Origin of the sequence: Pedobacter chinensis, from assembly GCF_003339865.1 — a bacterium.
GTDB lineage: Bacteria > Bacteroidota > Bacteroidia > Sphingobacteriales > Sphingobacteriaceae > Pedobacter > Pedobacter chinensis.
This window is the reverse complement of the sequence record NZ_QPKV01000003.1, coordinates 1,098,484-1,112,056: the sequence shown is the minus strand read 5'-3', so window position 1 is coordinate 1,112,056 and position 13,573 is coordinate 1,098,484. Positions and strand designations below refer to the sequence as shown.

16 protein-coding genes are annotated in these 13,573 nt (G+C 36.3%); 4 read left to right on the top strand and 12 right to left on the bottom strand.

All coding sequences use genetic code 11. The annotated features are described in order from the left end of the window. Nucleotides 1-20: 20 nt before the first annotated feature. The 4 genes from DU508_RS10080 to DU508_RS10065 all read right to left on the bottom strand — a co-directional run bounded on the left by DU508_RS10080 (nt 21) and on the right by DU508_RS10065 (nt 5,280). The gene (locus DU508_RS10080; RefSeq protein WP_115402654.1) at nt 21-902 is read right to left on the bottom strand and encodes a PorP/SprF family type IX secretion system membrane protein; all 882 of its coding nucleotides are present in this window, start codon (nt 900-902) and stop codon (nt 21-23) included. A 13-nt stretch (nt 903-915) separates the two neighbouring features. Further along, nucleotides 916-1,419: a gliding motility-associated C-terminal domain-containing protein gene (locus tag DU508_RS10075; protein ID WP_158542152.1), complete on the bottom strand. Its 504-nt coding sequence runs from the start codon at nt 1,417-1,419 to the stop codon at nt 916-918. A gap of 89 nt (nt 1,420-1,508) precedes the next feature. Further along, nucleotides 1,509-3,647 (bottom strand): hypothetical protein, encoded by a 2,139-nt coding sequence (locus DU508_RS10070; protein ID WP_115402652.1) that lies wholly within the window; start codon nt 3,645-3,647, stop codon nt 1,509-1,511. A gap of 289 nt (nt 3,648-3,936) precedes the next feature. Then, nucleotides 3,937-5,280, bottom strand: coding sequence for a deoxyguanosinetriphosphate triphosphohydrolase (locus DU508_RS10065; protein WP_115402651.1), 1,344 nt, complete (start codon nt 5,278-5,280; stop codon nt 3,937-3,939). 207 nt (nt 5,281-5,487) lie between these two features. On the opposite strand from DU508_RS10065, the gene DU508_RS10060 reads away from it, so the two are divergent. Together DU508_RS10060 and DU508_RS10055 are read left to right on the top strand one after the other, a co-directional pair. Then, nucleotides 5,488-5,871 (top strand): hypothetical protein, encoded by a 384-nt coding sequence (locus DU508_RS10060; protein ID WP_147273611.1) that lies wholly within the window; start codon nt 5,488-5,490, stop codon nt 5,869-5,871. An 11-nt stretch (nt 5,872-5,882) separates the two neighbouring features. Then, nucleotides 5,883-6,077: a YtxH domain-containing protein gene (locus tag DU508_RS10055; RefSeq protein ID WP_115402649.1), complete on the top strand. Its 195-nt coding sequence runs from the start codon at nt 5,883-5,885 to the stop codon at nt 6,075-6,077. A 275-nt stretch (nt 6,078-6,352) separates the two neighbouring features. Here DU508_RS10055 and DU508_RS10050 read toward each other — a convergent pair whose 3' ends face one another. Then, nucleotides 6,353-6,631: a hypothetical protein gene (locus tag DU508_RS10050; protein WP_115402648.1), complete on the bottom strand. Its 279-nt coding sequence runs from the start codon at nt 6,629-6,631 to the stop codon at nt 6,353-6,355. Nucleotides 6,632-6,995: 364 nt separating this feature from the next. On the opposite strand from DU508_RS10050, the gene DU508_RS10045 reads away from it, so the two are divergent. Next, nucleotides 6,996-7,655, top strand: coding sequence for a response regulator transcription factor (locus DU508_RS10045; protein WP_115402647.1), 660 nt, complete (start codon nt 6,996-6,998; stop codon nt 7,653-7,655). Between the two features lie 3 nt (nt 7,656-7,658). Here the strand turns inward: DU508_RS10045 and DU508_RS10040 are convergent, their stop codons facing one another. The 6 genes from DU508_RS10040 to DU508_RS10015 form a co-directional block, all read right to left on the bottom strand. Beyond that, entirely contained in the window at nt 7,659-7,985 is a 327-nt protein-coding gene (locus DU508_RS10040) for a hypothetical protein (RefSeq protein WP_115402646.1), read from the bottom strand. A gap of 16 nt (nt 7,986-8,001) precedes the next feature. After that, on the bottom strand, nt 8,002-8,307 hold the full coding sequence (gene rpsJ, locus DU508_RS10035; RefSeq protein ID WP_008244591.1) for a 30S ribosomal protein S10: 306 nt from the start codon (nt 8,305-8,307) through the stop codon (nt 8,002-8,004). 136 nt (nt 8,308-8,443) lie between these two features. Beyond that, nucleotides 8,444-10,558, bottom strand: a complete 2,115-nt coding sequence (fusA, locus tag DU508_RS10030; protein ID WP_115402645.1) for an elongation factor G — start codon at nt 10,556-10,558, stop codon at nt 8,444-8,446. A 129-nt stretch (nt 10,559-10,687) separates the two neighbouring features. Next, entirely contained in the window at nt 10,688-11,155 is a 468-nt protein-coding gene (gene rpsG / locus DU508_RS10025) for a 30S ribosomal protein S7 (RefSeq protein ID WP_115402644.1), read from the bottom strand. Nucleotides 11,156-11,172: 17 nt separating this feature from the next. Further along, complete coding sequence (gene rpsL / locus DU508_RS10020; protein ID WP_010599925.1) at nt 11,173-11,586, bottom strand: 30S ribosomal protein S12; 414 nt, start codon at nt 11,584-11,586, stop codon at nt 11,173-11,175. 220 nt (nt 11,587-11,806) lie between these two features. After that, the gene (locus tag DU508_RS10015) at nt 11,807-12,013 is read right to left on the bottom strand and encodes a hypothetical protein (RefSeq protein ID WP_115402643.1); all 207 of its coding nucleotides are present in this window, start codon (nt 12,011-12,013) and stop codon (nt 11,807-11,809) included. A gap of 142 nt (nt 12,014-12,155) precedes the next feature. Here DU508_RS10015 and DU508_RS10010 point away from each other — a divergent pair, with 142 nt between their 5' ends. Further along, the gene (locus DU508_RS10010; RefSeq protein ID WP_115402642.1) at nt 12,156-13,061 is read left to right on the top strand and encodes a prohibitin family protein; all 906 of its coding nucleotides are present in this window, start codon (nt 12,156-12,158) and stop codon (nt 13,059-13,061) included. On the opposite strand, the gene DU508_RS10005 is transcribed toward DU508_RS10010, so the two are convergent. Further along, nucleotides 13,058-13,516: a hypothetical protein gene (locus tag DU508_RS10005; protein ID WP_147273610.1), complete on the bottom strand. Its 459-nt coding sequence runs from the start codon at nt 13,514-13,516 to the stop codon at nt 13,058-13,060. The genes DU508_RS10010 and DU508_RS10005 overlap by 4 nt on opposite strands. Nucleotides 13,517-13,573 lie beyond the last annotated feature (57 nt).

The window sequence follows — 13,573 nt, the reverse complement described above, 5'->3', positions numbered from 1 at the left end:
TTTGGACAACCTTTTTGTTTCTATTGATTTTTGAAATTATATCTTAAACCGATTTCAAACTCGCCATTACTATAATTTCTCATTTGAGAAGTATTGGTTGTGTATTGGAATAAAATCAAAAACTGTTCTTTATAATTTGCTCCAAAACCAGCGGTAAGGCTATTGGTACTGTGATAAATTCCATTTAACATAAACCTATTCTCTAGAAATTGAAGATTGATACCTACATCAAAAATACCATTGTAATTTTGTACGCCCCTGTAAACCAGTTTGGGCTCAATACTGTTAATCACATTGGTGGTTGTAAATTTATAACCCGCTGCAATAAAATAGATTGACCGGTCTACAACATTTCTCAATACATCCCTCTTAAAAAAACGCTTAAGGTTGGGTAATGTTCCCTGTAAAGTCAGCTTATCCATACGATAAGCCATTCCGAAATCGCCATCCAGATACATTCGGCGATCATTGAAACTATTGAGGACATCATCAGTGAAATCACCTTTAACCTTTCCCATGTTCACATACTCATTCATCACTCCGGCAGATAAACCGAAATCTAAGAAGCTTGAGCCACTATTGAGTGGTAAATGATAGGCATAGCTAACTGTTGCCCGTAATCTGTTTATTACACCAGCGGTTTCGTTGTAAATAAGTGCACCGAGGCCAACCTTATTGCTTTCCATTCCATAATCACCGGTAATATATTGAATTTTGGGTGCACCATCTACACCCAGCCACTGGGCTTTAAAAGCACCGTTTAAAGTTAAACCATTTTCTACTCCTGCCATTGCAGGGTTTGCCAGAAATTGGTTTTGGTAATAAACGCTACCCATCGGATTTAGTTGACCAAAGGCTGGTGTAATTAACAATAACAACAAGCCACATAAATAAAATTTCATCTTTCTCACGTTGTTATTTCTTATATAAAATTGATATAAACCCTTTAATTGTTCCGTCAACACCTAAATCCAGGATGTAATAATATGTATCCTCCATTAAGGGCTTTCCATTAAAGTAACCATCCCAATTGTTTTGATAATTGGCAGTTGAATACAATTTTCTTCCGCCCCTATCAAAAATGGTCAGCTTGTTAGCTGGATATTTCTCCAAGCCATTAATAAAGAAAAAATCATTTTTTCCATCGCCATTAGGCGTAAGAATATTGTTTACAATAGCCACATCGGCAGATGTCTGGATCAATAAAAAAGGTTGTAAAAAACCCTGTGTTAAGCTTATATCACTGGCTTGAAAAGTCTGTATCAAAACCATTTCGCCAATACTGAAATCGTATAACTGATTATTGATTTTACCATATCCACCTGCCGAATTTATAGCATAGGGCAGATTTTGTGCTTTAAGGTTTTTTCCTAAAAACATCAAACATGAGAAAATAAACAGGTAGTATGTTTTTTTCATCCGTATAAATTTGTTTTTAATTGTGATGAAGCTATCAGATTTATTCATACCACTGTGTGGTTTGAAAAATCATGATGGTTTCATATTCTTTAGTTTAAAGAAATCCAGGTTGTACCATCACTTTGAATAGTATAAGTTTTACTACCACTCATTGTTGTAGTTGTGGTATCATCATTTAATGATATTGCAGTATTAAAGGTGATGTTTCCAGATGACAGTGCTTTTATAATAATATAGATTCTACCTTTACAACTTGTTGCGCTCGGCAGATTTATTGTTACTGCCGATCCTGCATTTTTTACCCGAACAGTATAGTGGCTTGCGTCCAGGGTTAAAGCACCTGCCGCAGTATGTGTTAAAATACTTGCGGAAACAGATCCGTTTACATTTAAAGTGCTGGAGTTGCCCGGAGCATAACTTGTTGCAGTGGCTGCTGAAGAACTATTGATTGTTAGCGTTCCCCCGTCTGTTGTTAAGTTTCCTGACAGTAGAGGATAAATTGTATTGCTATTGGCTACAATAAGCGTATTACTGGTATTGGTCAATGTACTTCCGGCATTACTTCCTAAAAAGATATTACCACTTCCTCTATTTTTGTTCCCGGACGAAAACCCTAAAGCAGTATTATTATTCCCGTTACTCGTTTCTAAAGCTAAACTTCCAATTGCTGTATTGGCAACACCCGTACCATTCGCCATTAATGTATGCGTACCAAAAGCACTGTTATTTGAACCGACTGTATTGGTTGCCAATGATTGCGAACCAAATCCATTGTTGTTGATCCCACTAAAATTATGTTGCAAAACAAGATGTCCGAACGCACTGTTTTCATATCCTGAAACGTTTACAGATAATGCTTCTTTGCCAAATGCACTGTTAAAAAATCCTGAAACATTTGCCATAAGGGTTCTATAACCATAGGATATATTGTTATCTGCTGAATTTCCTAACCGACCGGATTTTTGGCCATTTACTAAAAAATTGATTGCCACATCATCAGTATTTCCTAAAAAATTATTGGTTTGATCAATGTTACCAGAGTTACCTCTTAGTGCCCACGTATTTGATTTAGTCAGTACAGGAATACTCATTAATTCTGGCTTGCCAGTTATTGCATTGGTTATATAAACTTTATTGGCATCACTTACACCGGCACTTGTTAATTTAGCTACGGTTACAGATGCATCTGCGAGTTTTGGAGTTGTTACAGATCCGTCTGTAAGTTGCAAAGTGTTAACAGCAGCATCATCTATATTTACATTTTTGACTTCTTTATTCCCGATTTTAACTGACGTAACAGCTCCGTCTGCGAGTTTCAAAGTAGTAACCGAAGCATCAGCGAGTTGCAAAGTATTAACTGCAGCGTCATCTATATTTACATTTTTAACTTCTTTATTTCCAATTTTAACAGATGTAATGGCAGCATCAGCAATTTTAACAGTTGTAACAGCGCCTGCATTGATATCAACAACCACATCTTTTAACAATGCAATTGCTCCATTAGCGCTTATGCTCAAATCTGTAGAAGATAGAGATTTTGCTCCTGCCAGTTGACTTACATCCAGCATTACTGGTTTCCAGGCATTACCGTCATATAATAATACTTGATTATTTGATGGAGTAGCAGCAGATAAGACTTGACCCTGTAAACCGGCAATAGTGGGATTGGGGTAATTACCTGTCAAATCCCCTCCTGCCACCCCAGTAGATGGTCCGGCAGGACCTGTATCACCTTTATCACCCTTAACTCCAGGAGCACCTTGAATACCAGCGGGACCTGCAACGCCAGCAGGACCTGCTGGACCCTGAGGGCCGCTTGGACCATTAGCGGCATAAAGCGCATAAGGAACGCTTAACAATTGAGCAGTGCCTGCTAAACTAAAATTTGAACCGTTATCTGAATCAACCTCAATCTTAACAAATTTTAAACCTGTGCCCCAGGTTACGGCTCCAATAGAACCTGTGGTTGACGTTGCACCAGCGCTACCTATACTTATGGCGTATAATCCAGTGGAATTTGTTGTAACACTTCTTACTTCGGAATATTGCGCTGCTCCCGTTGCAGACGCATCAAGAATACTAATTCTTAATGAAATACTTTTGTTCGCAATGGGGGTTCCATTCGAATTTCTGGCTGCACCTTGATAATTAAACTGCTGCGGAGCTTGTGCTTTTACAGCAAATGCCAAGCCCATGCTCAGCAAAGCAATAAGTAAAATTTTTTTCATGAATAGGGATATGATCTAATCTGTTGAACCTGATGCAAAAACTGCAGAAGCCCCAACTCTCAAATCTAATAATTAGTATATCCCACTATGCTTGATTTACACTAATGCCTTTCTATAAATACTCATAAATGGTTAAATCATTAATAATGATTATCTTAAAAAAGCAACAAAATGCTTTTTTTTACACGAACGTCCTGTTTTAACACAATTCTAAAATTGAAGAATGGTAAATCTAACAGAAACTATACTAATTAAATCTAAAAAAAAACAATAAGATCAATAACAATTCTTATGTTTCGGACGGAAAGGATATACCTTTAATATTGCGATATAAATCAACGGCATACAGATCGGTCATTCCAGATACGAAATCTAAAACACTTTGTGTTCGGGAGTAAATGTCTGTTAAATCAGTATGATATTGCTTAGGGATAAGCTTAACCAGTTTTTTATAATAATGCGTATTATTATTAATTAGTGCAGGGACAAATTCTTCCAGAAGTCCGGCCATAATTTTATATCCTGCAACCTCTTTCTGAATCACTGAAGAAAAATTATATATTCGCTCGATTGAAACTTTTTCAATGGCTCTCCAGGCTAAAAGATAAGGTTCTGGAATCAAATCAGTAAGGCTATTATTTAAACTACCTTTTAATAAACTTTCTTGCTCTCTGTAAAAAATATCTGCACATAAATTAGTCAGCGTGTTAATGGCCTTTGCCCTGAGCAATCCTATTTTAGCATCATCATCTTCATAATTATTTTTAAGTCTGTCTTCTATCGTATTAGAATTTGCGAATGGTAACAGGTAGTTTTTTACCTCCTCATAAGAAAGGATTTTTAAACGGTGGGCATCTTCAAGATCGATGATACTGTAACAAATATCATCTGCTGCTTCAACCAGGTAAACCAGTGGGTGACGTTTATAAATCAAATATTCATTATCTTCTTGCTCCAGGCCAAGCTCATTGGCAATTTTCTTAAAAGTTTCTTCCTCAGATTGAAAAAAACCATATTTTTTGCGATGCAAAAGACCTTTCTGTTTACCTGCAATTGATGCACATGGATATTTAGCTATTGATGCAAGAGTTGAATAAGTGAGTGCATAAGCATCATGCCCTTTACCCTTCAATGGGTGTGTAAGGATGCGGATAGCATTTGCATTCCCTTCAAAATTGATCAAGTCATGCCATTGAGATTCATTCATCTCTTTTTGGTAAATTCTACCATCACCATCAGTAAAATATCTGGATATAGCTGCTTCGCCTGAATGACCAAAAGCAGGATTACCCAGATCATGAGCCAGGGCCGCTGCAGCAACAATATTTCCCACTTCATTAATTAAAGGTACCTCTTTAACTAATTCAGGTTTTTTTTCCTCTACATTGTTTAAAAACATATTGGCCATAGAACGGGCCACACTCGCCACTTCTAAACTATGTGTTAAGCGATTATGTACAAAAACACTGCCGGGCAAAGGAAATACCTGAGTTTTATTTTGCAAACGTCTGAATGGCGAAGAGAAAATTAACCTGTCATAATCTCTCTGGAAGTCAGAACGTGCCTTATCACGGTCTCCGGTCCAGCTTTCCTGCCCAAATCGTTTGTTTGATAGTAAATATTTCCACTCCATTTATTGTAACCTTTAAAATTTGGGCCAAGTTAAACAAAAGAAGAAAATCATATTCAAATAAAACGGAGAAAATACCCGAATGATTTTTAACGACCATTTAAATTTTTTTGAAGCTCAATGTTTATCAAAATCCGAGCTGATTCCATTTTTTCAAAAAGTGGGATAAAACCATTTCGGATTCCATCTGTTTTTCTTAAAAATATAATTATGAAAACAAGTATTTATAATAAGGAAGAACATACTGAAGGTTATGTTGGCAAAGGAGATGACCACAATAAATCTGATGTTCAAAAAGAATACGAAAAAGGCAATGATGGAAATGAGGTAACAAGTTTTGGACAAGAAACCATAGCCGAAAAAAATGCCCACGGATATAATGAAACTAATATTCACGCTAAAGATGGGTTAGACAATACCGGAACTCAGGGTTATGATTCACTAAGTGATGATTCATATAATAGTCATGATAAGAATCCTACGGTAGAAAGCGCCGAAAGCAAAACAGGCAGTTCATCTAAAGACTTTGATACTCCGAATGAAGAGCAAATAAAGCAAAGGGATGAAGATGATGTTTTAAATAGTGGTATTTAAATTTTTAAGATATGAGATTAATAAAATACGCCATTTTAGGCGCCCTAGGCGTTTATGGCTTTAAGTACGCAACACAAAAAAGATCGGTTGATGGAAAATCTTTAATTGACGATTTAACAGATGCTATTCCTGACATCATCAATAAAATAAGAAATTACGGAGAAAAAATCAGGAAAGACTATAATCAAACCACAGAATTATATTGACATTAACAAGCTGCCTTATACTACCCAGCTTGTTGACTTATATCAATCGGTATATTTCTGTAATCGTTTGAAAATCTCCCATTAAGTTATCAAATTTGCAGCTAATTGGAATTCGCGGCAAAATCTTCAAAATCATTAGCTAAACTAATTTTAAGGGCTATATAATGCTTCTTAATTAAATACATTAAGCTGTTGAATTCTAAATAAGTTCTCCATCTGCCTGGAAATTTATTTCAAATTAAATAGGGATCAATAAGGTGATCCCTATTTAAAAATTATAAATCCTTTCCACCAATACCTTTTTCCTCATCGCTATTTCTATTCCCGATATCCTCACCCTGGCTAAGGTTGGCATTCTTCAAATCATCGATTATTTTAGAATCATTTCCTTCTTCAGCTTTTGCTATATGCTCTTCGCTTGGAAGATTTTTCCGCTTAAACTCAGAGTGGGTAACGCTATGCCCATAAGTAACCTCGCCTTTATCCCATTCTATATTTTGATCATCTTGTTTTTCAAATTGATCTCCGTCTGTATTATTGATTTCGTTATTCATCACCTTAGAATTAGTTAATCCATCTTATGGATAACAATAATCTACGCTATAAGGTTTAATTATTTTATAAACTTATCTCATTTTTAATGGTAATTAAAAATGAATTAATGAAACCAGGCTTTTATGTGGAGTTTAACGGCACTATTATTGACCTATGAATTAATAAATGATAATAATGGTTGATTCTAATATTGTATCGACGCAAAATTTATTTTCTACCCCTCTGTTTCTTAATTAAGTTTCAACTTTAAACTCCTACCCAAAAAGAGTATAAATACGCTTATTTTGAGTATTAACACATATTTTGCTGTATAATATTATTTCGATATTTGAATAAACCCCTCAAAGTTTTAACAATTAAAAATTGAAAATTCCAATAAAAGTATTACTAGCTGATGATCACGCAATTGTGCGAAATGGGATAATTTCATTATTGGAAAAACAACAAAACATAGAAATCGTAGCTGAAGCATCAAATGGTTTAGAAGTTTTACGGCTTTTACAAAGTGGCGTGAAACCCGACATTATCATTACCGATATTACCATGCCAGAAATGGATGGAATTGAATTAACAGCATCAATAAAATTAAACTATCCCGATATTAAGGTATTAATTCTTACCATTATTGATCAGGAAGATCTGATCATTTCATGCTTTAATGCAGGCGCACAAGGCTATTTACTTAAAAATGTAACCATATCTGAAGTTGTTTTTGCGATTGAGCAGCTATACGCCGGGCATAAGCATATTTGTACTGCAATCGGCATTAAACTACTGAACCATTGGCAGGGGAGGTTTACTTTTAGTTCAAAAAATCTAAAATCAAGCATTCAGCTTTCCAAGAGAGAATTAGAAATATTAAATCTAATTGCAGAGGGTTATACCAATGGAGAGATAGCTGAAAAATTGTTTACCAGTAAAAGAACAATTGAAGGGAACCGACAAAATCTATTGGACAAAACCGGCAAGAAAAATACTGCTGCTCTGATCAATTTTGTTGTAAGGAATGGAATAATTGATTAAAAATCATTTCACGCCTTTACTTTGGTCAATTGATGGAGTACTATCCAAGTCATCTTTACTTGAATCATTCTCTTCTCTGTGTTTTGGTGGATGTTCCATCCTGCTTTCTTCTAACTCGGAGAAATCACTGCCTTTTTGATTTGCAACTTCACCATGAGATGATGGTTTTTCATTTAGCTCTTCTTTAGGATCAGCAAAATCCTGACCTTCAACCGGTAAATTTTCATCTTGCTTTATTGGCTTCTTCATATGCTTTAAACCAGTTAATGAAGTTTTTGTTTCAAATTTAAATGCATAAAAAAACCACCGATTTACATCGATGGTTTTCAATTCATTTTAAAATCAATTAAACTTTGATTTCAACTTCAACACCACTAGGTAATTCAAGTTTCATTAAAGCATCAACTGTTTTAGAGTTAGAGCTATAAATATCTAATAAGCGTTTGTAAGCGCATAATTGGAATTGCTCTCTGGCTTTTTTGTTTACGTGCGGAGAACGTAATACAGTAAAGATTTTTTTCTCTGTAGGAAGTGGAATCGGACCACTTACAACTGCACCCGTAGGTTTAACAGTTTTTACGATTTTCTCAGCAGATTTATCTACCAGGTTATAATCGTAAGATTTTAATTTAATTCTGATTCTTTGGCTCATCTTATTTTTAATTATGATTTCCTGTTAGAGCTATTAACAACAGAAATCGGATTTATCTTTTTAGTAGCAAGTATTAGTATCGGGTATCAAGACCCAATGCAGGTCTTGATACTTGATACTTTGATCTTGATGCTAATTATTCTACAGATTTAATTCTGCCTTTTGATTTTGCGATTACTTCGTCCTGAACGTTTTTAGGCGCTGGTTCGTAGTGATCAAATTCCATTGTAGAAGTTGCACGGCCTGAAGTGATGGTACGTAATTGCGTTACATAACCGAACATTTCTGAAAGTGGAACCAATGCTTTGATTACCTGAGAACCATTACGGGTATCCATACCTTGTAACTGACCACGACGACGGTTCATATCACCGATCACATCACCCATGTTTTCTTCAGGGGTTAAGATTTCGATTTTCATGATTGGCTCCATCAAAGTAGGTTTACATTTAGGTAATGCCTCACGATATGCCATACGGGCAGCAAGCTCGAATGATAAAGCATCTGAATCGACTGCGTGGAATGAACCATCAATCAAACGAACTTTCATATCAGGAAGTGGATAGCCTGCTAATACACCATTTGCCATTGCTGATGCAAATCCTTTTTCTACTGAAGGAATAAATTCACGTGGAATTGAACCACCTGTAATTTCGTTCACAAATTGTAAACCACCTTTTTCAAAATCGGCATCAATTGGAGAAATAACAACCTGAATATCGGCGAATTTACCACGACCACCAGATTGTTTTTTATACGTTTCACGGTGTTGAGTTGTACCAAAAATCGCTTCTTTGTAAGCAACTTGTGGTGCACCCTGATTAACCTCTACTTTAAATTCACGTCTTAAACGGTCGATTAAGATATCTAAGTGAAGCTCACCCATACCAGAGATTACGGTTTGACCAGTTTCCTCGTCAGTTTGTACCCTGAAAGTAGGATCTTCTTCAGCTAATTTACCTAAAGCCATACCTAGTTTATCAACATCAGCCTGAGTTTTAGGCTCAATTGCTAAACCGATAACCGGCTCAGGGAATACCATCGATTCAAGAACGATAGGGTGTTTCTCATCACAAAGTGTATCACCTGTTTTGATATCTTTAAAGCCTACTACCGCAGCAATATCACCAGCACCTACGTTAGGGATTGGGTTTTGCTTGTTAGCATGCATCTGGAAGATACGTGAAATACGTTCTTTGTTGTTTGAACGGGTATTGTAAACGTATGAACCAGCTTCTAAGTTACCAGAATAAACGCGGATGAAACATAAACGACCTACGAATGGGTCAGTAGCAATTTTAAATGCTAATGCTGCAAACGGTTCTTTTTCTGATGGCTTTAATAAAACTTCTTCTTCTGTGTTAGGATTAGTACCAACAACACCTTCAGAATCTAAAGGCGAAGGCAATAATTCCATCACATAATCCAACATGGTTTGAACACCTTTGTTTTTGAAAGATGAACCACAAACCATAGGAACGATTTTAGCATCTAATACAGCTGCACGTAAAGCGTCTAAAATTTCACGCTCAGTGATTGAATTTGGATCTTCGAAGAATTTCTCCATCAAAGTCTCATCATAATCAGCTACAGATTCTAATAATTTCTCTCTCCATTCAGCAACCTCATCCAACATATCATCAGGAATTGGCACTTCAGTAAAGGTCATACCTTTATCATGCTCGTTCCAAACAATACCACGGTTGTTGATCAAATCAACCACACCTTTAAAGTTATCTTCAGCACCGATAGGTAATTGCAATGGAACTGCATTACTACCCAACATGTCTTTAACTTGTTTAACAACTTTTAAGAAGTCAGCTCCTGAACGGTCCATTTTGTTAACGAAACCGATACGGGCAACATTATAGTTGTTGGCTAAACGCCAGTTAGTTTCTGATTGAGGTTCAACACCATCAACAGCAGAAAATAAAAACACTAAACCATCTAACACACGTAATGAACGGTTTACCTCTACGGTAAAATCCACGTGTCCTGGTGTATCGATAATGTTAATGTGATAGTTCTGTCCTCTGTATTTCCAACCCACGGTTGTAGCAGCAGAAGTAATGGTAATACCACGTTCTTGCTCTTGTGCCATCCAGTCCATTGTTGCAGCACCTTCGTGCACCTCACCAATTTTATGACTAACACCAGCATAATAAAGGATACGCTCAGTTGTTGTAGTTTTACCCGCATCAATGTGAGCCGCGATTCCGATATTTCTTGTAAATTTTAAATCTCTTGCCATTGTTATTTTTTTGATTTATCTGATTTTAAATGATTACACCGATTATGTAATACAAATCGGTGTAATTTATTTAATCAGTATAATCTTCTAATTAAATCTGTGTAATCTTACTAATCTGTTAATCCTAAATTAGAATCTGAAGTGAGAGAACGCCTTGTTAGCCTCAGCCATTTTGTGCGTATCTTCTTTCTTCTTAACAGCAGCACCTTCACCTTTAGCAGCAGCTACCATTTCACCAGCTAATTTCTCTTTCATGGTTTTTTCACCACGTTTACGAGCGTATAAAATTAACCATTTCATACCTAGTGCTGTTTTACGTTCTGGTCTAACCTCAGTTGGAACCTGGAAGTTAGCACCACCAACACGACGAGATTTAACCTCTACAGCTGGCATAATGTTGGTTAAAGCACGTTTGAATATTTCTAAACCGTTTTCACCAGCTTTTTTCTCAGCCAATTCAACAGCATCATAAAAAATAGAGTAAGCGATAGATTTTTTTCCATCGTACATCATATTATTTACAAAACGAGTTACCTGAACATCATTAAATTTTGGATCAGGAAGAATAATTCTCTTTTTTGGTTTTGACTTTCTCATTTCTTATTTCCTCCCGATTATTTCTTTTTACCTTTTGCAGGAGCTGCAGCAGCTTGACCTGGTTTAGGACGTTTAGTACCATATTTAGAACGACGTTGGTTACGACCAGCAACGCCTGATGTATCCAATGCACCACGGATGATGTGATAACGTACACCTGGTAAATCTTTAACACGACCACCACGAATCAATACGATTGAGTGCTCTTGTAAATTGTGACCTTCCCCAGGAATGTAAGCATTCACCTCTTTACCGTTCGTTAAACGAACACGGGCTACTTTACGCATTGCTGAGTTTGGTTTTTTAGGGGTAGTGGTGTACACACGTGTACATACACCTCTTCGCTGTGGACAGCTGTCCAACGCTGGAGACTTACTCTTGAACTCCAGTGCTACTCTACCTTTTCTAACTAATTGTTGAATAGTTGGCATTGTGCTTTTTTATGTTTTTTATTAAAAATTTACCGCTCCCCCGGCATCCTCGCAGATAGCCCATAAAACGGACTGCAAAAGTAGAACAATTCTTTTTATAAATCAAGGGCTTGGGCAGAAAAAGTTTTCAGCTGGCAATAATCAGTTTTAACTTGAAGATTAAGGAGTTGCGATTCGGTTTGCAGCTGGGAATTTGCAGTTGACAGGTATTGAGGGGAGTTTAATAAAACATGCATCGTGCTGTGTAGCGAAGCGAGAAGCCACGAAGTAAATTCATTTCAGTAAATCCACGCAATCTTTTATTAAGTTCTGCAGGCATATTCCAATCTTGTTCAACAACCTCAGCATACCAAGCCTCTAAGCTAGCCCTTGCAGCGCCGTGTTTCTTATAATATTCTACAAGTGTTTTCTTTGCAATAATCCGCATGTAAACACAAAGATATTACCAAAATGGTAACAAAGCAAATTTATCAGTGTTGGTTAATAATTCAGGTTGGCATAAATACTTCATTAAAGAATTTTTTACAACATAATTTTAAATATCTTATATTTAAATAAAATCTTAAATTATGTTTCTAAGCATTATCGGAATTATCATCATCTTCATTGGCTTTGCCATAACCAATCAAAACAATATGGCTTCGCGATATAGTACCGTTATTAAAATCACAGGCATTGTGTTGGTCATTATTGGTCTGTCATTTTCAATGTTTAAAGTGATTAATGCCGGAGAGGTTGGGGTTAAAACAGTTTTTGGAAAAGTTGACAATGATGTTTTGTACAGCGGCCTGAATGTGATTAACCCCATAGCTATAATCACCACTTTTGATGTTAAAACTCAAAATTATACCATGTCGGGCGTACAGGATGAGGGAAAACAAACAACAGATGATGCTTTACGTGTGCTATCTGCCGATGGTCTGGAAGTAATTATTGACCTCTCAGTATTATTCAGGGTTAAGGGGAGTGCGGCACCAAATATTCTCAGAGAAATTGGCACTGATTATTTAGAAAAAATAGTCCGCCCAGTTGCCCGTACGGCGATAAGAGATAATGCGGTTGCTTATGATGCCGTTGCATTGTATTCCAGTAAACGGGATGAATTTCAGGCAAAAATATTTAACACTATAGAGAAAAGCTTTGCAAACAGGGGTCTTGAACTGGAACAACTGCTGGTACGTAATATTACCTTGCCTGCATCCGTAAAAGCAAGTATCGAATCTAAAATTAATGCGGAGCAAGATGCACAAAAAATGACGTTTGTGCTTCAGAAAGAGCGCCAGGAAGCGGAACGTAAGCGCGTTGAAGCACAAGGTATTGCCGATTACCAAAGAATTCTATCAACAGGTTTAAGTGATCGTCAGCTTCAGTACGAATCTATTCTTGCTCAAAAAGAAGTTGCAAAATCGGCAAATACAAAAGTGATTATTATGGGAAATGGTAAAAGCGCACCTATTATTTTAGGAGGAAACTAATTACAATCTTTAAAACCATCTTTAAGTACTTTTAATTTGGCAACGGCTGCTTCCAACTCTTTGGGTGCTTTACCATATTCGTAAGTAATTTTATATTGTTTGTCATCAGCATTAACCGAAACCCATTCAGCACCTCCATCTGCACAATCCGGACAGCCGATCACTTCTGGTAAATTTGCAATCTGGCTGGAATTCAATAAATCTTTAATGGCATTCACTTCAGCTTCAGAAATTGTTTTACTACAGGTTCTGGTATCGGGTGTTTGCCCGTTTTTACTTTTTGAAAAGGTAAGTTTTGAATCGCTGATTAATAGCGTATTGGAGCAATAACCTGCGCACATACCAAATGATGTACCATAGCCAATGCTATTCAGATTTTTAATTTGACCTTTTTTACAAGCTGAAAAAAGTAAAGCACAAACAATGATCAAGATTAAGGGTAGATTTTTTTTCATAAGCAAGGTTGGATTTTTATCAAAGGTAATATTTATCAACCAATAAAAAATCCGCAA

Coding starts and splice junctions, on each gene's coding strand:
- DU508_RS10080 (WP_115402654.1), bottom strand. CDS start 902: ATGAAATTTTATTTATGTGGCTTGTTGTTATTGTTAATTACACCAGCC.
- DU508_RS10075 (WP_158542152.1), bottom strand. CDS start 1,419: ATGAAAAAAACATACTACCTGTTTATTTTCTCATGTTTGATGTTTTTA.
- DU508_RS10070 (WP_115402652.1), bottom strand. CDS start 3,647: ATGAAAAAAATTTTACTTATTGCTTTGCTGAGCATGGGCTTGGCATTT.
- DU508_RS10065 (WP_115402651.1), bottom strand. CDS start 5,280: ATGGAGTGGAAATATTTACTATCAAACAAACGATTTGGGCAGGAAAGC.
- DU508_RS10060 (WP_147273611.1), top strand. CDS start 5,488: ATGAAAACAAGTATTTATAATAAGGAAGAACATACTGAAGGTTATGTT.
- DU508_RS10055 (WP_115402649.1), top strand. CDS start 5,883: ATGAGATTAATAAAATACGCCATTTTAGGCGCCCTAGGCGTTTATGGC.
- DU508_RS10050 (WP_115402648.1), bottom strand. CDS start 6,631: ATGAATAACGAAATCAATAATACAGACGGAGATCAATTTGAAAAACAA.
- rpsJ (WP_008244591.1), bottom strand. CDS start 8,307: ATGAGCCAAAGAATCAGAATTAAATTAAAATCTTACGATTATAACCTG.
- fusA (WP_115402645.1), bottom strand. CDS start 10,558: ATGGCAAGAGATTTAAAATTTACAAGAAATATCGGAATCGCGGCTCAC.
- rpsG (WP_115402644.1), bottom strand. CDS start 11,155: ATGAGAAAGTCAAAACCAAAAAAGAGAATTATTCTTCCTGATCCAAAA.
- rpsL (WP_010599925.1), bottom strand. CDS start 11,586: ATGCCAACTATTCAACAATTAGTTAGAAAAGGTAGAGTAGCACTGGAG.
- DU508_RS10015 (WP_115402643.1), bottom strand. CDS start 12,013: ATGCGGATTATTGCAAAGAAAACACTTGTAGAATATTATAAGAAACAC.
- DU508_RS10010 (WP_115402642.1), top strand. CDS start 12,156: ATGTTTCTAAGCATTATCGGAATTATCATCATCTTCATTGGCTTTGCC.
- DU508_RS10005 (WP_147273610.1), bottom strand. CDS start 13,516: ATGAAAAAAAATCTACCCTTAATCTTGATCATTGTTTGTGCTTTACTT.